Origin of the sequence: Nocardia jejuensis NBRC 103114 (genome assembly GCF_001613145.1) — a bacterium.
Lineage (GTDB): Bacteria > Actinomycetota > Actinomycetes > Mycobacteriales > Mycobacteriaceae > Nocardia > Nocardia jejuensis.
The window spans coordinates 22,104-40,575 of the sequence record NZ_BDBU01000018.1 but is presented as its reverse complement, the minus strand read 5'-3'; the positions used below and the strand labels follow the sequence as shown (position 1 = coordinate 40,575).

The 18,472-nt window shown below is 67.1% G+C and carries 4 protein-coding genes and 4 pseudogenes; all 8 read right to left on the bottom strand.

Going from position 1 to position 18,472, the window contains the following annotated elements:
- Positions 1-107 precede the first annotated feature (107 nt).
- Positions 108-1,949 (bottom strand): asparagine synthase (glutamine-hydrolyzing), encoded by a 1,842-nt coding sequence (gene asnB / locus NJ1_RS13805; RefSeq protein WP_067693056.1) that lies wholly within the window; start codon positions 1,947-1,949, stop codon positions 108-110.
- Positions 1,937-8,050: a type I polyketide synthase gene (locus NJ1_RS13800; RefSeq protein WP_067693053.1), complete on the bottom strand. Its 6,114-nt coding sequence runs from the start codon at positions 8,048-8,050 to the stop codon at positions 1,937-1,939. The genes asnB and NJ1_RS13800 overlap by 13 nt, the downstream gene beginning before the upstream one ends.
- Positions 8,051-8,062: 12 nt before the next feature.
- The gene (locus NJ1_RS41165) at positions 8,063-8,470 is read right to left on the bottom strand and encodes an acyl carrier protein (RefSeq protein WP_439957695.1); all 408 of its coding nucleotides are present in this window, start codon (positions 8,468-8,470) and stop codon (positions 8,063-8,065) included.
- 282 nt (positions 8,471-8,752) lie between these two features.
- Positions 8,753-10,582: pseudogene (locus NJ1_RS41160) on the bottom strand (type I polyketide synthase); the annotation flags it as partial.
- A gap of 168 nt (positions 10,583-10,750) precedes the next feature.
- A pseudogene (locus NJ1_RS41155) lies at positions 10,751-13,267 on the bottom strand (type I polyketide synthase); the annotation flags it as partial.
- 80 nt (positions 13,268-13,347) lie between these two features.
- Positions 13,348-13,686 carry an acyl carrier protein gene (locus NJ1_RS41150; RefSeq protein WP_439957694.1) on the bottom strand — a complete coding sequence of 113 codons (339 nt, stop codon included), beginning with the start codon at positions 13,684-13,686 and terminating at the stop codon, positions 13,348-13,350.
- Between the two features lie 330 nt (positions 13,687-14,016).
- Positions 14,017-15,840, bottom strand: a pseudogene (locus tag NJ1_RS41145) (type I polyketide synthase); the annotation flags it as partial.
- Between the two features lie 165 nt (positions 15,841-16,005).
- Positions 16,006-18,468 (bottom strand): annotated as a pseudogene (locus tag NJ1_RS41140) (type I polyketide synthase); the annotation flags it as partial.
- Positions 18,469-18,472 lie beyond the last annotated feature (4 nt).

Sequence of the window (18,472 nt, the reverse complement as noted above, 5' to 3'; positions counted from 1 at the left end):
GATAAACCATCGGCGGCATAATGATTCAAGAAATATCATCGGTACGAGTTCGCGCGTGACACCGCCGGTCACATTCTGCGCGACTCATCTCGACAAATGGAGACTGCTCAGTCGAGTAAGACTTCGGGCTGATACACCTCGAGCCACTGACTCAGGTTCAGCACGCGGTCCAGCCCGGCCCGGACATTGCCTGGAACGCGATCGGGGGCCATATCCACCCCGTCCTGAACCCACTGCCGGTCGAAGAATTCGAATACGGCGTTGTCCTTCTGCCCCAGCAGCTCTCGCAGCTGCCGCTGCATCGCCTCGGCGTATCGAGGATCTTGCGTCGACGGATAAGGGCTCTTGGTTCGCCACACGACGGATTCCGGCAGCAGATCCGCCGTCGCGTGCCGCAGAATGCTCTTCTCCCGTCCGTCGAAACTCTTCATCGACCACGGTGTGTTGTAGACGTATTCCACGAGGCGGTGATCGCAGAACGGTTCGCGGACCTCCAGTCCCAGGGCCATCGACGCGCGGCTCATCCGGAACAGATGGATCCGGCCCAGCCGGGTCAGATGGATGTGACACATCTCCCGCATGCGGCGTTCGACAGGGGTCTCGTCACCGAGCTGTTCCACTTCCGCGACCGCACCGGCGTACTGGTCGTGAATGAAGCCCGGCACATCCAGGCGCGCTTTCATGTGCGGCGCCAGCTCGGCCAGTCGATCGCCGCTGTAGGCGCTGCGGTACGCCAACCACGCGAAGGTGTCGGCCTGCACCGATTCCTCGTCGAAGAACCACCGGTATCCGCCGAACAGTTCATCGGCTACCGTGCCCGCCAGAGCCACGGTCGATTCGGCGCGCACGGATTTCAGGAACAGATAGAGCGAGGAGTCCAGATCGGCCAGGGCGAGCGGGACGTCGGCCGCGCTGACGATAGCGCGCCTGGCCGCCGGGGCGCTGTGCTCTGCGACGTCCACCATCACGTCGGTGTGCACGGTCTGCAGGAGATCGGCCATCTCACGAACGAAGGGCGAGTCTGGATTGTCGCGCAATTCGTCCGGTGTGAAGATCGACTCCTGGCGCTGGTAATTGGCGGAGAAGGTACGAAGTTTGCGACCCTGCTCGCCCAGACGGGCGGCCGCCAGCGCGGTGATCACCGAGGAATCCAATCCGCCCGAAAGCGGCACCGACACCGGAACGTCCGCACGCAACTGGCGGTCGACGATGTCCTCCAACAACTCTCGCACCCGGGCGACCGTGGTCTCCTGGTCGTCGGTGTGGGGATGCGGCGTGAGTTTCCAGTAGGTGCGCACATGCAGACCCCGCCGGTCCACGGTGATCATCGTCCCGGGGCGCACCTCGGCCATGCCCTTCCAGATGGCCCAGCCCGGCGGTTTGGTGATCGCGAACAGCTCCCGCAGAGAGTCGGTGTCGATCACCTTGCGTACCAGTGGGTTCGCGAGAATCGCCTTCGGTTCGGAGCCGATCAGCACGCCGTCGGGCGTCGGGTAGAAGTAGAGCGGTTTGACCCCCATCCGGTCTCGCACGATCACGAGTTTCTCCTCGCGCTCATCCCAGATCGCGAAGGCGAACATGCCGTTGAGATGGTCCACGACCGAGTCACCCCACTGCAGGTACCCGCGCAGCAACACCTCGGTGTCCGAGGAAGTACCGAAGGTATGGCCCAGTGCGATCAGTTCGGCACGCAGCTCGGGACAGTTGTAGATCTCACCGCTGTAGACCAGCACCACCTCCCCCGAGGGTGTCCGCGCACGCATCGGCTGCGCACCTCCCTCCGCGTCGATCACCGCCAGGCGCCGGTGTCCCAGGACCACGTGCCGGCGGACATAGGTTCCGGAACCATCGGGACCGCGATGCGCGACCGCGGCGGTCATCGCCTCGATGGTCTCCGTCTTTCGGGTCAGGTCGGAATCGAACGAAATCCAACCGGCTATTCCGCCCATGCGGTTTCTCCTTGATCGAATGATGTCTTCGTGGTCGTTGCTGCAGTCGGCGACTTCTGTTCGCATACACCGTCGATCCACCGGGATACAGCCGCAGCCGTGATTTCCGCATCCGCGCCCAACAGCTCGAAATGATCGGAATCGACGGACACCAGCTCCTGCGCGTCGGTCAGTCGAGTGGTCGATATCGGTTGCCGGTCACCATTTTCGGACACGGCACTGAAAAATGGCCGCTCGCAACGAATCATCACTGCGGGCGATTCGGTACTCGGATCGGTGATATCGCTGAGCAGCCGGCCCCATCCGGCCATTCCGGACAATCGCGTGCCATCCAGTTCTACCGCAGCGGAATCGTTTTCGTACAGACCCGTCAACAGTTGGTCGACCGGAACACCCATGCCATCGGACGTGGGAGCGAAGGTGTCGAGCAGAACGACCCCGCGCAGCGCCGATGCCGACCCCGACACCTCGAGGTGCCTGGCTACCGCGCACGCGAGTAGACCGCCCGCCGAATAACCGAGCATCACGAAATCTTCACTTCCCGCCGCGCGGCGAACGGCCGCCGCGAGCACGTCCACCGCGGCGGCGAGGTCACGCGGCAACTGCTGGTTCGGCGCGAAGCCGGGCAGCGGCAATGCGTGTACAGGTCGGATTCCGTTGTAGGCGGCGCTGAAACGGGCGTACTGGTGTGGTCCACCGGTGGCGGCGGGAGTGCTCAGGCAGATGATCGCCGGACGGTGCGGACCGTCTGCCAGACGCACCGCGCGGATCTGCTCTCGCAGGTCGTCACTCGTGGAGAAGGTCGGTCGCAGCGCGGCGGCCGTCCGCAGCAGACCCATTCCCGCGTCGATCCTTCCGTCGGCCACGGCAGCGGCGAACAACCCGCCCACCGTGTCCTCGAGAGGCCGGTCCGACCCTGCGCGCGCACCGCTCGCACCGCTGGTCATGGTTGCCAGCAGACGTGTCGCGATTTCGGCCGGGGTGGGATGGTCGAAAACCACGGTGACCGGCAGAGTGGTTCCCGTTGTCGCTCTGAGTCGATTGCGGAACGCCGCCGCGCTCAGCGAGTCGAACCCGAGATCCTGCAGTGCGGTGCGGGGACCCACAACCACCGAATCGTCGTAACCGAGGATGTCGCGCACGGTGGAAACAACCAGGTCGGTGAGATACGCCTGCTGGGCGGGCTCGTCCAGGCCGGCGAGAGAGATTCTGCCCGGTGCGCGCCCCGACGGGTCCAGACTGCGGGATGCCGGCGGTACGAGCCCGCGCAGCAATGCCGGGATCTCCTGCGCGGTACCGCGCAGCGCGGCGCGGTCGAGCCGGACGGGTGCGACGACGGGGCGGCCGGTCGCGAGCGCGGCGTCGAACAGATCGAGCCCCTCTGCCCGTTCCAAGGGCACCAGGCCGTGATCGCGGATGCGGGCGATCTGCTGGGCACTGGCTTCGACTCCCATCCGAGCGTCCTGCCAGGGACCCCAAGCCATCGATGTCGCAGGCAGACCCAGTCCGTGCCGATGCGTCGCGAGCGCGTCCATGAACACGTTCGCCGCGGCGTAACCGCCCTGACCGCCCGCCAGGATCTGGCCGCCGACCGAGGAGAACAGAACGAAGAACGACAGCTCCGCATCGCTGGTCAGCTCGTGCAGATTCCACGCTCCGCTCACCTTCGCGCGCAGCACCGCGTCCAAGCCTTCGGGAGTCAATCGAGCGATGGTTCCGCTGTCCCAGATGCCGGCAGCATGCACGACACCGACGAGCGGCTCACCGAACGCAGACTCCGACAGTGTTCTTCGCAGCGACTCACGATCGGACACGTCACAGGAGACGACCCGCACACGCGCACCGAGCTGTTCGAGTTCCGCGACCAGAGCATCCGCCTCCGGGGCATCGGGTCCACGACGACTGGTGAGAATCAGCCGGCGTACGCCGTGGGCCCGCACCATGTGCCTGGCCGTCTCCGCACCCAGCCCGCTGAGGCCGCCGGTGATGAGAACCGCTCCAGCAGAGTGCGGTTCGGCCTCGGTGACCTCGCCGGCGACGGACACCCACCGGGGCACGCGCGCGCGACCACCACGTAACACCACCTCGGGTTCGGCCGCCGCCACGATCCGCGCGACATCGACGTCGTTGTGGAAGTCGGTATCGACCAGGAACACTCGCCCGGGATTCTCCGCCTGCGCCGCGCGAACCAGACCCCACACCGGTGCGAGTGACAGTTCCGGACCGCTTCCCGCGGGAAAGCCGACCGCACCAGCGGTGACGACGACCAACGGTATCTCGGCGAAGTCCTGGTGCTCCCCCCACCATTGCAGCGCGGCGAGAGTACGACCGAGCGTCTCACGTACCGCCTCGGGTGGTTCTCCGGAGCCCGGCGGGCACCGCAGGACCACGGCCTCGCCCGGCGCGCCGCCCGCTCGAACGTCCTCCCATTCGGATGTCACGACCGCCGGTACCTGCGATGGCAGGGTCCGATCGCGCCACTCGACGCCGAACAGTCTGTCCCGCAACCCGGTTCGCCCCAGCTGCGCCGCGGTGACCGCTCGCCCGGTCACCGCACCCACGCGCAGGACCGGCAGACCTGCCGAGTCGGTCAGATCGACGGTCATGCTGTTGGGCCCCTCTCGCTCGGCCCGCACCCGGAGCCGGGACACGCCCGGCGCGAACAGCGCCACATCGGTCCACTCCATCGGAAGGATCAATTCCTCACCGGTGAGCAACGACGCGTGCATGGCGGCATCGAGCAGCGCCGGATGTATGCCATAGCCGGTGCGATCGACCTCCTCGGGCAGCGTCACCTCGGCAAAGACGGTCGCACCTCGCTGCCACGCGGCGCGCAAACCTCGGAACGCGGGACCGTAGTCGTAGCCGAGCTCGGCCAGCCGGTCGTACACGTCGCCGATATCCAGCGGCGTCGCATCGGCGGGAGGCCACACCGCCGATTCCTGCGGCGGTGTCGGCTGTGGCGGTGCGACAACGGCTTCGGCGTGCAGTGTCCAGACGGTGTCGCCGAGGTCGGCTGGGACATCGCCCTCCGAATCAGGCCGGGAGTAGACACGAATCACCCGGGTTTTCTCCGCCGTCGGTTCTTCGATCAGAGCGCACAACCGCACAGCGGTGTCTTCCGGCATCAATGGCGTGGTGATCGTCAGCTCCCGCACGTGCCCGCATCCGACCTGGTCTGCTGCCGCCGTGACCAACTCGATGAAACCGGTGCCCGGAAACAGGGTTCGGCCCAGCACCGCGTGATCGCTCAACCATGGCGTGGTGGCTGCGGACAATCGACCTGTCACCAGGACACGATCCGTATCGGGGGTATCCATCACCGCACCCAGCAGCGGATGCGAGATCGGCCGCAGTCCCAGCCCGGCGGTATCGCTTCGGGACCGGGCCGAGTTCCAGTAGTGCCGATGTTGAAACGCATACGGCGGCAGCGAAACTCGATGCCCCGCCGGGCCTGCGGTGAGGGCGGTCCAGTCCAGATCAACACCTGTGACGAACACCGCGGCCGCGGACAGGAGAAAACGTGCCCAGCCACCGTCGTCACGGCGAACCGACTCCACAACGGTCTTGTCGCTGTCCGCACCGCCGTCGAGAGAGGCGAGCGTATCCTCGACGGCGGTGGTCAGCACCGGATGGGGGCTCGACTCCACGAACGTCTCGCACCCCAACACGACGGCGGTGGCGAGGGCCCTGTCGAAGCGCACGCTCTCGCGTAGATTCGTGAACCAGTACTCTGCGGTCAATCCCGCGGTATCGAATGCTTCGCCGGTCACCGTCGAGACGAACACCGGGCCGTCGCTCGCACCGGTGCGCGGGGTGAGTCCGGCCAACGCCTCGATCACCGAGTCCCGAAGCCGTTCCACGTGCGGCGAATGCGATGCGTAGTCCACGGAAATCGCACGTGCCCGCACATTCTCGCGCTCGCACCGGGACACCAGAGCCGCACACGCGCCCACGTCCCCCGAGATCACCGTCGCCGCAGGACCGTTCACCGCCGCGATGCTCAACGCGGAGCCTTGATCCGCGATCAACTCCCGCGCGCGTTCGACCGGCGCTGCCACCGACACCATCGCACCGGTGCCGGCGATCTCGGCGATCGCGCGACTGCGACCCACGACCACCCGCACGGCGTCCTCGAGCGACAGGCCACCCGCGATATAAGCGGCGGCGATCTCACCCTGGGAATGACCGAGTACCACGTCGGGGCGGATCCCGACCGATTCCCAGAGACGAGCGAGTGAGGTCATCACCGCGAACAGGACCGGCTGGAGCACATCCACCCGTTCGGCGTCCACCTCGCCCGTGCCCGAAATCACCTCTAGCAGAGACCATTCGACCGACTGCGACAGCGCGGTATCCATCGTGCGCATGTGCTCGGCGAATATCGGCGAACTGTCCATCAGTTCCCGGCCCATACCCACCCACTGCGAGCCCTGTCCCGGGAACACCATGGCGATCCGGCCGCTCGTGTCCCGAACACGACCCGTCCTCACCGCATCGGCCGATGCGGTATCTCCGGCGTGCACCGATTTCAGACCGGCCACCAGATCCGCGTGGTCGGTGCCGATCACGACCGCACGGTGCTCGAACAGCGAACGCCGACTGAGCGTTGCGGCCGTATCGGTCAGCGGCGAATAGTCCGCAGCACAGAATTCCAGCAATCGACCGGCCTGTGCCCTCAGCGCGGCCGGCGTTCGGGCCGAGATCACCCATGGCAGAGCATGTTCCAGTGATCGTGTGCTCGGGTGTATCCGCTCGGGCGCGGAGTTCGGCGCCGGTTCTTCCAGGATGAGGTGAGCGTTGGTTCCCGAGATCCCGAAGGATGACACCGCCGCACGACGTACGCGACCGGAACGCGGCCAGTCGCGAGCCTCGGTGAGCAACTCCACCCGGCCCGACGCCCAATCCACGTGCGGCGAAGGTTCTTTCACATGCAGCGTCGCGGGCATGCGCTCGAACCTCATCGCCTGGACCAATTTGATCACACCCGCCACGCCGGCGGCGGCCTGAGCGTGGCCCATGTTCGACTTGATCGAGCCCAGCCACAGCGGGTCACCATCCTCACGCCGGCCGTAGGTGGCGAGCAACGCTTGCGCTTCGATCGGATCACCCAACCTGGTACCGGTCCCGTGCGCCTCCACCACATCCACATCACCGACACCCAGCCCCGCATCGGCCAACGCCTGACGAATCACCCGCTGCTGCGACGGACCATTCGGAGCAGTCAAACCATTCGACGCGCCATCCTGATTCACCGCCGACCCGGCGACCACCGCCAGTATCGGATGGCCCAATTCCTTCGCGCGAGAAAGCCGCTCGACCACCAGGACACCCACGCCCTCGGCCCAGCCGGTGCCGTTCGCGCCGGCGTCGAACGACCGGCAGCGTCCGTCCGGTGAAAGCCCTTGCTGTCGTGAGAATTCCACGAACATCTGAGGAGTCGCCATCACCGTGACTCCCCCGACAAGGGCCAGCTCGCATTCGCCCGCGCGCACGGCTTGCCGGGCCAGATGCAGGGCAACGAGCGAGGACGAGCAGGCGGTGTCGACCGTCACCGCGGGGCCCTCGAGTCCCAGTGTGTAGGCGACCCGGCCCGAGATCACCGATCCGGCCTGCTCCATCTGCCCGTAGTCGTGATACATCGCCCCCGCGAACACACCCGTGTCGGAACCCCGCAGGGACTTCGGATCTATTCCGGCGTCCTCGAGCGCCTCCCACGACACTTCCAGCAGCAACCGCTGTTGCGGATCGATCTCGAGGGCGTCTCTGGGGCTGATACCGAAGAATCCAGCGTCGAAGTCGCCCGCGCCGCACAGAAATCCGCCCGAGCGTGTGTACGTCTTGCCCGGCACTCCGGGTTCGGGATCGTAGATACGTGCGGTGTCCCAGCCACGATCAGCCGGGAAATCACCGATGCCGTCCTGTCCCTGCTCGACCATCGCCCACAGTGCCGCAGGGGAATCGACCCCACCTGGATATCTGCACGCCATGCCCACTATCGCCAACGGCTCGGTCACCACACGGTGAGCGGAACGAAGCTGTTCGACCTCGATCAACGACGCGCGCAGCGCATCGACCAGCCTGGTGTCGGAGTTCGTCATGACTGTCACCGCCTACTTCTCGCTGTACGCGTCGCCGAGCGCGAGGCGGATCAGGTCTTCTTCATCCATGTCCCGAATCCGGCCGACCGAGGCGGCGGACCGGGCGCGAGCTGTCGCCTCACCACCGGCTGCGGTCCGCTGCGTGAAATCGGCGGCGGCGCTCTCGGGTTGGACCAGTTCGGCCAGGTGATCGGCCAGGGTCCGTGATGTCGGGTAGTCGAATACGAGCGTTGCCGGTAGACCGGCGTCGATCGCTGTGCTCAGTCGATTGCGGAATTCGACAGCGGTCAGCGAGTCGAAACCCATCTCCTGGAACGGCCGGTCGGCGTCGATGAGGTGCGCACCCGCGTAGCCGAGGATCGCGGCCGCGTGCCCGCGCACCTGATCGAGCAGTGTCCGGCGCCGAGCCGCGACATCCATTGCCCGCAGGGCTGCAGCGGCGTCGCCGGCTCCGGCGCGCGCGGGCCCGCGGCCACGTTCCCGACGCAGGATCTTCTCGAAGATCGGTGGCGGCGTGTCGACCGCGGCGAGCGCGCTCCGATCCAAACGCACTGGCACACAATGACTCTTCCCACCCGCAAGAGCCTGGTCGAGAAGGCTCAGCCCCTCGGTGGAAGTCAACTCGGCCAGCCCGGATCGGTTCAGTCGGCTGCGGTTCGCTTCGGCCAGGCGCGCAGCCATTCCCTCCTGTGCCCAGGGACCCCAGGCCAACGAGACGGCGGCCGATCCATGGGCTCGCCGGTGTATGGCGAGGGCATCGAGAAACGCGTTCGCGGCAGCGTAGTTTCCCTGACCCGGTCCACCCAGGACGCCCGACACCGAGGAGTACAGAACGAACATCGTGAGGTCCATGTCCTTGGTCAGCTGGTGCAGATTCCAGGCGCCGTCGACCTTGGGAGCGAAGACCGTGTCGATTCCGGACCGCGTCAACGACGTCACCACGCTGTCCTCCAGCACGCCGGCGGTGTGGAGCACACCGGTCAGGGGCGCGTGGGAGGGAATCCCGTCCAGGATTTCGCGTAGTCGCTCGTGATCGGCGACATCACACGACTCGATTCGCACTGCCGCACCGGCGTCCGTCAACTCCGCATACAGTTCCGAGGCGCCCGGGGCGGCCATCCCCTGTCTGCTCAGTAGCAGCAGACGGCGAACGCGGTGCTCCCGCACCAGATGACGTGCCGCCGCCGCACCGAGACCGCCGGTGCCGCCGGTGATCAGGATGGTGCCGCCGGTCTCGATCTCCGGCATATCGGCGGGCGCGTCCACGGGCACCAGCCGCGGCACGAGCATCCGGCCCTCGCGCAGGACGATCTGCGGCTCGTTCGCGGCGAGCACCGCGGACACATCCGGATCCGCGTCGTCGGCATCGACGAGGATGATTCGTCCAGGGTGCTCCGACTGCGCGGCGCGTACCAGGCCCCAGATCGGCGATCCCGCCAGATCGCTCACGTCGGAGCCGGGCAGGCCGACCGCCCCCTGCGTCACCACGACCAGTCGCGATCGATCCACCCGCGGATCCGCCAGCCAGGCCTGCAACACCTCCAGCACGGCACCGACCCGGTGCCGCAAGCGACCGACATCGGTGTGCGGGTCCGGAGCACACCGCAGCACAACGGCGCCTGCTGTGGCGGCCTCGAGTGCACTCGGCGGCCAATCCACTATCGCCGCCGGGACAGGATCATCGGTCGCGGTCGGGGGTTCGAGATCGGACCATTCGAGTCCGAACAACGAATCCCGCCGACCGCTGACGGCGAGCTGTTCCCGCGTGACCGGGCGACCGGTCACCGACTTCACCCCGAGCACCCGATGCCCTGTCTCGTCGGATATCTCGACACTCAGCGACTTGTCCCCCGCCACTGCCGCACGTACCCGCAATCGAGTCGCGCCGCCGACGCCGCGCGTCACCCCCGACCAGGCGAAGGGCAGCACGAGCTGTCCTGCCACCATCACCGACGCGTGCATCGCGGCATCGAGCAACGCCGGGTGCACCAGGAATCCGGACGCTGAGCCCGCATCGGCCAACTCGATCTCCGAGAAGACCTCCTCGCCTCGCCGCCATGCCGATCGCACCCCGCGGAACACCGGGCCGTAGCCCAAGCCCAACTCGTCCAGTGCGTCGTACCCCGACCTCACATCCACCGGCTCCGCGTCCACCGGTGGCCACTGGGCCCACTCGGCCGATCGCGGCTCGCCGCCACACGCCAGCGCCCCGCGAGCATGCAGCGTCCATCCGGAATCGTCTGTGGCACTGGAGAACACCGAGACCGCCGGGCCGGTCCCTTCGGACTCGACAACCACTTGGATCCGTACGGTTCCGGTGTCCTCGAGCACGAGTGGCGCCACGATCGTCAGCTCCGACAAGGTGTCGCAGCCGACCTCGGCGCCCGCGCGCAGGGCGAGCTCCACGAATCCGGCGCCGGGGAACACCACCTGCCCCAGCACCGTGTGATCGCCCAGCCAGGCGTGAGTTGCCAGGGACACGGTTCCGGTGAGTATCACCCCGCCGTCCAGGGCCGAGTCCACCACCGCGCTCACCAGCGGGTGCTCCGCGCTTTTCAGCCCGAGGCCCGCGGCGTCGGTTCGTGGATGTGGCGCCAGCCAGAACCGCTCATGTTGAAATGCGTACGGCGGCAGCGCTATCCATCGTCCGCCCTGAGATCCGATGACCAGCCGCCAATCGATCGCACCGCCCGCGACGAACAGGTCCGCCAGACCTGTCAGCAGCGCGGTGGGTTCGCCCGTGCCACTCCTGGCGGTGGTCGTCACCCGCGTCCCTCGCGGATCGACACTCTGAGCCATCGAGGCGGAGAGCGAGGGGGCGGGACCGACCTCCAGAAACCGGGTGATGCCTGCGGCCCTCATCGCGTCCACACCGTCGGCGAATCGAACCGGTTGCCGCACATGGTCCAGCCAGTAGCCGACATCCGCGTAACCGTCAGTGGTGCGTTGCCCGGTCACGTTCGATACGAGCGGGATTCGCGGCCGGACCGCCGTGATTCCCGCGACCTCGGTGGCGAACCGTTCGAGCATGGGCTCCATCAGATGCGAATGAAAGGCATGCGACACCCGCAGCCGCGACGTCTTGCGCCCCCGGCCCGCGAATATCGCCGCCACCGACTCCACGGCAGCAACGGTCCCGGAGATCACCACTGAAGTCGGGGAGTTCACCGCCGCCACACTCACCTCCGTCGACAGGAACTCAGCGACCTCGCGCTCGCTCGCCGCGATCGCCACCATCGCTCCGCCCGAGGGCAGAGCCCCCATCAGACGGCCGCGCGCTGCCACCAGTCGCGCGGCATCCGACAGCGACAACGCGCCTGACACATGGGCCGCGGCGATCTCACCCACCGAATGACCGGCCACCGCGTCCACGACCAGACCCCACGACCGCAACAGGCCGAACAACGCCACCTCGAACGCGAACAGGGCCGGCTGCGCGAACTCCGTTCGCTCCAGCAACGCCTCGTCCGCACCCCACATCACCTCACGCAGCGGACGGTCCAGCCACCGATCCACCTCCGTGACCACCTCGTCCAGCGCCACCGCGAACGCCGGAAACGCCTCGGCCAGTTCACGACCCATCCCCAACCGCTGTGACCCCTGGCCCGAGAACACCAAGCCCGTACGACCCGACAGCACACGACCGGACACCACACCGGGATGAGGCAGGCCGGTGTGCATCGCCCGTGCGCCGGCCATCAGCTCCGTGGTCCCGGTGCCGAGCACGACCGCTCGGTGCTCGAACACCGAGCGTCGCGCGAGCGACGCCGCCAGATTCGCGGCCGGCGCCTCACCGGCGGAGAGGGAATCAAGAACCCGCCCGGTCTGCGCGAGCAGCGCCGCGGCCGTCTTCCCCGAGAACACCCACGGCAGCACGGATTCGCGCGAATCGTTCTCTACCGCAACCGCATCGGTTTCCCGCGGGGCTTCCTCGATGATCACATGGGCGTTCGTTCCCGACAGGCCGAATGACGACACGGCCGCACGGCGGGTGATGCCGTTCGCGGGCCAGTCGCGCGCTTCGGTGAGCAACTCCACCCGACCCGCGGACCACTCCACATGCGGAGTCGGCGTATCCACATGCAACGTCGCGGGCATCCGCTCGAACTGCATGGCCTGCACCATCTTGATCACACCCGCCACACCCGCGGCCGCCTGGGTGTGACCCATATTCGACTTGATCGAACCCAGACGCAGCGGCTCACCACCTTCGCGCCGGCCGTACGTCGCCAACAGCGCCTGCGCCTCGATCGGATCACCCAACCTGGTACCGGTCCCGTGCGCCTCCACCACATCCACATCACCGACACCCAGCCCGGCATCGGCCAGCGCTTTGCGGATCACCCGCTGCTGCGACGGACCGTTCGGAGCGGTCAAACCATTGGACGCGCCATCCTGATTCACGCCGGAACCCACCACCACCGCCAGCACACGATGGCCCAACTCCCGTGCGCGAGAGAGCCGCTCGACCACCAGCACACCCACACCCTCCGAGAGCCCCACCCCGTCCGCCTCACCGGCGAACGAGCGACAGCGACCGTCGGGCGAAAGTCCTTGTTGCCGAGCGAAACCCAGCACCATGCCGGGCGTAGACATGATCGTGACGCCACCGACCAGGGCCAGTGTGCACTCCCGGCCGCGCACGGCCTGCGCGGCCAGGTGCAACGCCACCAGGGAGGAAGAACATGCCGTGTCGACCATGACCGTCGGGCCCTCGAGGCCCAGAAGGTAGGCAACTCGCCCGGACAGGACGGACCCGCCGTTGGCGGTCAGGATGTAGTCGTACAGCTCGTGCGAGACCTCGCCCATGCGCGGCAGGTAGTCCCAGGAGAAGGATCCGATGTAGACCCCGGTATCGCTGCCGCGCAACGCTTTCGGATCCATACCCGCGTCCTCGAGTGCTTCCCAGGACACCTCGAGGAGTTGGCGTTGCTGTGGATCCATGGCGACGGCCTCGCGGGGACTGATGCCGAAGAAGTCGGCATCGAAATCGGCTGCGCCGGAGAGGAATCCGCCGGATCGAGTGTAGGTCGTGCCGGTCTTGCCCGGTTCGGGATCATAGAGACGGTCGATGTCCCATCCGCGATCGGTGGGGAAATCACCGACCAGGTCACGACCGTTGCTCACCGCGTCCCACAGCTCGGACGCGGAATTCACCCCGCCCGGAAACCGGCAGGCCATGCCCACGATCGCAACGGGTTCGGTGTCTCTGCGGCGCAGTTCGGCGTTCTCTCGCAGCAGGGTGTCGTGCTGACGAGCTGCGGTGCGCAGGGCTTGGATCAGTTCTTCGTTCGAGGTCATGATTGAACGCCTTCCATGGCGTCGGGTCGAGGGTCGAGGAATCGCCGCACCAGTTCGCCCGCATCCATGCTTTCGAATTCCGGGCTCGGTTGCGCACCTTCCGCCGCCTCCGGTAGGGGCACCGATTCGTCCTCGCCGAACTGCGCGGCCAGGTATTTCGCCAGATCGCGTGGCGTCGGGTAATCGAAGATCGCGGTGACGGGTACCGGCAGCCCCGTCGCTGACTTGATCTTGTTGCGGAATTCCATGGCACTGAGGGAGTCGAAGCCGAGATCCTGGAACGCGCTCTCCGCTGCGAGATCGCCCCCGTCGTACGACAGGACCTCGGCAGCCATGTCGAGAACAAGCCCGAGAAGCCGATCCTGCCTCTCGGGATGGGCCAGCTGCCGCAGGTCCTCTGCCTGTGATGACCTCTTCTCGTGGCCGGACTCGCGACGCGACACGGTTCGGGCGAGGCCCCGCAGCAGGGCGGGTAGCTCATCGGTGCGCGCGCTGATCGTGGCGCGGTCGAGACGGACCGGAGTCAGCGCCGGATCCGACTGAGCCACAGCGGTATCGAACAGCGCGAGCCCCTGGACCGTGCTCAAGGGAATGACGCCCTGACGGCGGATCCGGCGCATTTGCCGATCGGTGATGTCGGCGCCCATCCGCATATCGGCCCACGGCCCCCACGCCAGAGCGGTGGCGACCTGACCATTGGCGTGACGATGCGTGGCCAGCGCGTCGAGGTATGCGTTGGCCGCGGCGTACCCGCCCTGGCCGCCGGCGAGGATCTGGCCGCCGACGGAGGAGAAGAGCACGAACATTCGAAGGTTCGCGTTCGCCGTCTGCTCGTGCAGGTTCCAGGCGCCGTCGACTTTCGCGTGCAGTGTGGCGTCCACGCGCTCGGGCGTCAGGGCGCCGATCACTCCCGCGTCGAGCACACCCGCGGTGTGAATCACGCCGGTCAGCGGTGCGTGGGTGGGGATCGTGCCCAGGGTCTCGCGCAGCCGCTCGGCATCGGCGACATCACAGACTTCGATCCGTACCGAGGCGCCTGCCTCGGTGAGGTCCCGCCGCAACGTCTCCGCTCCCGGAGCCGCGATTCCCCGTCTGCCCAGAAGCAGCAGATGTTTCACGCCGTGGACGCGGACCAGGTGACGGGCAAGCACTGCACCCAAACCACCGGTGCCGCCGCTGATCACGATGGTGCCGTCGATCTCGACCGGCGCCGGAGCACCGGAGGTGGCGATAGGCGCCAGTCGTGGCACCCAGCCATTGCCGTCACGAAGAGCCAACTCCGGTTCGCCCGTCGCCACTGTCGCAGCGACGTCCAGCTCTTCGACATCGCTGTCGAGAAGAAGAATCCGACCCGGGTGTTCCGCTTGCGCGGCGCGCACCAGCCCCCAGATCGGTGCCCCTGCAAGATCTTTCACATCCTCACCGGGCAGGGCCACTGCGCCGCGGGTTGCCACGATCATGCGCGAGGACTCGAAACGCTCGTCCGCCAGCCATTGCTGCACAGCCGTGAGCACACGAACGACCCGATCGCGCGGCGACGTCCGTTCGTCACCGTCGGCCCGGAGCAGGACGAGTTCGGCCGAGGGATCGGTTTCGCCGCCGTCCCGCCATACGGCGGTTCGCATCGGGACAGCGGATGCGGGCACCACGACCGAGTTCCATTCGATCCCGAACAGCGCATCGCGCACCCCACCGGCGACGAGCTGCTCACGAGAAGCCGCACGCCCGGCCAGCGAGGCCACCGACAGCACCAGTCGGCCCGACTCGTCTGCCGCGTGCACCGACCGTGAGTCCTCCCCCACCGTCACCACCCGCACTCGCAATCGATCCACGGCCCGCGCGGGCACCGCGACCCCGGACCAGGAGAACGGCAGCATCAATCGACCACCTGCCAGCAACGAGGTGTGCATGGCCGCGTCCAGCAGTGCTGGATGCACCACAAATCCCGAAGCCGACATGCCCTCGCCCAGCTCGACTTCGGCAAATGCCTCGCCCTCGCGCAGCCATGCCGATCGCAGGCCTCGGAACATCGGACCGTAGCCGAAACCCAGCTCTGCCAGTACGTCGTAGGCCGATTCCACGTCCACGGGTTCCGCACCCGCCGGCGGCCAGGTCGCCCAATCGAAGGAATCGTCGGAAGCCGTACTCTCCGATACCACTCCACGGGCGTGCAGTGTCCACTCGGACGCGTCCTCGGCGCGGGAGTACACCGACACCGTGTGCTCCCGCGCCACCGCGTTCGCACGCAGCACCACCTGGATCCGGACTACGCCATCGCCAGGGAGAATCAGCGGCGCGAGCAGCGTCAGTTCGGACACACCTCGGCAGCCGACCTCCTCGCCCGCGCGCAGAGCCAGATCCACGAATCCGGTGCCGGGGAACAACACCTGGCCCAGCACTTCGTGATCGGCCAGCCACGGATGCTCGCCCAGCGACAGGCGCCCGGACAGCACGACGCCGGGTTCCACCGCGCTGTCCATGACCGCCCCAACCAGAGGGTGACCGGTGTCGCGCAGCCCGAGGCCCGCCGCATTCTCCTGACGTCGCGAGCTGAACCAATATCGCTTTCGTTGAAACGCATAGGGTGGCAGAGATATTCGCCTCTTCACGTCATGGCCGATCACGGCGGGCCACGCCACCTCGGCCCCTGCCGCGAACACCCGCGCGAGAGCCGTCGACACCGCGACAGGTTCCGGGATCGAATTCCGCATTGCCGCCACGGCCATAGCCGAGTCGGGGTCGATGGACTCCCCGACCATCGCCGTGAGCGCCGACCCCGGGCCGACCTCGACGAAGCGGGTCACCCCCAATCGGTTCAGGGCGGCTATACCGTCGGCGAACCGAACCGGGGAGGCCACATGCGCCTTCCAGTAGTCGGGCGTCGCCCACCCCTGCCCGGCCATCTGCCCCGACAGGTTGGACACGACCGGCATTCCGGGGCGCGACACCGTGATTCCCACGATGTCGGCAGCGAACCGCTCGAGCATCGGGTCCATCAGATGCGAATGAAAGGCATGCGACACACGCAGCCGGGTGGTCTTGCGCCCCCGGGCCGCGAACTTCGCCGCCACCGATTCCACTGCACCGGCGGTACCGGAAATCACCACGGAGGACGCTGCGTTGATTGCCGCCAGACTCACCTCGGGTGCGAGGAACTCGGCGATCTCCGATTCTTCGGCCGCGATCGCCACCATCGCTCCGCCCGGAGGCAGAGCCTGCATCAACCGGCCCCGCACCACCACCAACCGCGCCGCATCCGCGAGCGTCAGCGCTCCCGACACATAGGCCGCGGTGATCTCGCCCACCGAATGACCGGCCACCGCGTCCACCGCGAGGCCCCATGATCTCAGCAGGGCGAACAGCGCTGCCTCGAACACGAACAGTGCGGGTTGCGCGAACTCCGTCTGCTCCAACACCGCCTCGTCCGAGCCCCACATCACGTCGCGCAGTGGACGATCCAGCCACCGGTCGGCTTCCTCGACCACCTCGTCGAACGCCCTCGCGAATGCCGGAAACGCCTCGGCGAGTTCCCTGCCCATGCCCAACCGCTGTGATCCCTGCCCGGAGAACAACACACCCGTGCGGCCGGTGATCGCTTGTCCCGACACCACATTCGACCGCGAGCGCCCGGCGGCGACCGATTCCAGCCCTGCGATGAGTTCGCTCTTGTCGCTGCCCAGAATCACCGCGCGATGGTCGAACACGGAGCGAGCCGTCAGCGAGCCGGCCACGTCCACTGCGGAGACATCGGAATCAGCGACGAAGCGGTGCAGTCGCGCGGCCTGCTCCGCCAGGGCGGTGGCAGTTTTCCCAGAAATCACCCAGGCCGATGGATCATGTTGCGGCCGAATGTATTCCGGCACAGCGGTGTCGATATCCGGTGCCTCTTCGAGGATGACGTGAGCATTGGTCCCCGAGATCCCGAACGAGGACACCGCCGCACGCCGAGGGCGACCGTTACGCGGCCACTCACGCGCCTCGGTCAACAACTCCACCCGACCCGACGCCCAATCCACATGCGGCGACGGCTCATCCACATGCAACGTCGCAGGCATCCGCTCGAAGCGCAACGCCTGCACCATCTTGATCACACCCGCCACACCCGCGGCCGCCTGGGTGTGACCCATATTCGACTTGATCGAACCCAGACGCAGCGGCTCACCGTGCTCGCGCCGGCCATAGGTCGCCAGCAACGCTTGCGCCTCGATCGGATCACCGAGCCTGGTACCGGTGCCATGTGCCTCCACCACATCCACATCACCGATACCGAGTCCGGCATTGGCCAACGCCTGACGAATCACCCGCTGCTGCGACGGACCATTCGGAGCGGTCAAACCATTGGACGCACCATCCTGATTCACCGCCGAACCCGCCACCACCGCCAACACCCGATGACCCAACTCCGTTGCACGCGAAAGCCTTTCCACGACCAGGACGCCCACACCCTCGGCCCACCCGGTGCCATCGGCGGCACCGGAGAACGAACGGCATCGCCCATCCGGCGAAAGCCCCTGCTGCCGGGAGAACTCCACGAAGATGTCCGGTTTCGACATCACGGTGACCCCGCCGACGAGGGCAAGACCGCACTCCCTCGATCGCAACGACTGCGCCGCCGTGTGCAATGCGACCAGAGAGGAGGAGCACGCGGTATCCACGGTCACCGCCGGGCCCTGCAGGCCCAGGGTGTAGGCGATTCGGCCCGACACCACCGAGCCGGCCTGCTCCATCGGGCCGTAATCGTGATACATCACCCCCGAGAACACACCCGTGTCCGATCCGCGCAGGGACCCCGGCTCGATCCCGGCGTCCTCGAGCGCCTCCCATGACGTCTCGAGCAACAGACGCTGCTGTGGGTCCATCGTCATGGCTTCGCGAGGGCTGATCCCGAAGAACGCGGCGTCGAAATCCCCTGCGTCGTAGAGGAATCCACCAGAGCACGTGTACGTCTTGCCGGGCACGCCCGGCTCCGGATCGTACAGTCCCGCCACATCCCAGCCACGGTCGGACGGAAAACTGCCGATGCCCTCCGCACGTCGATCGACCATCGTCCACAGATCGGCCGCGGAGTGCACTCCGCCCGGATACCGGCACGCCATGCCCACGATCGCCATGGGTTCGGAT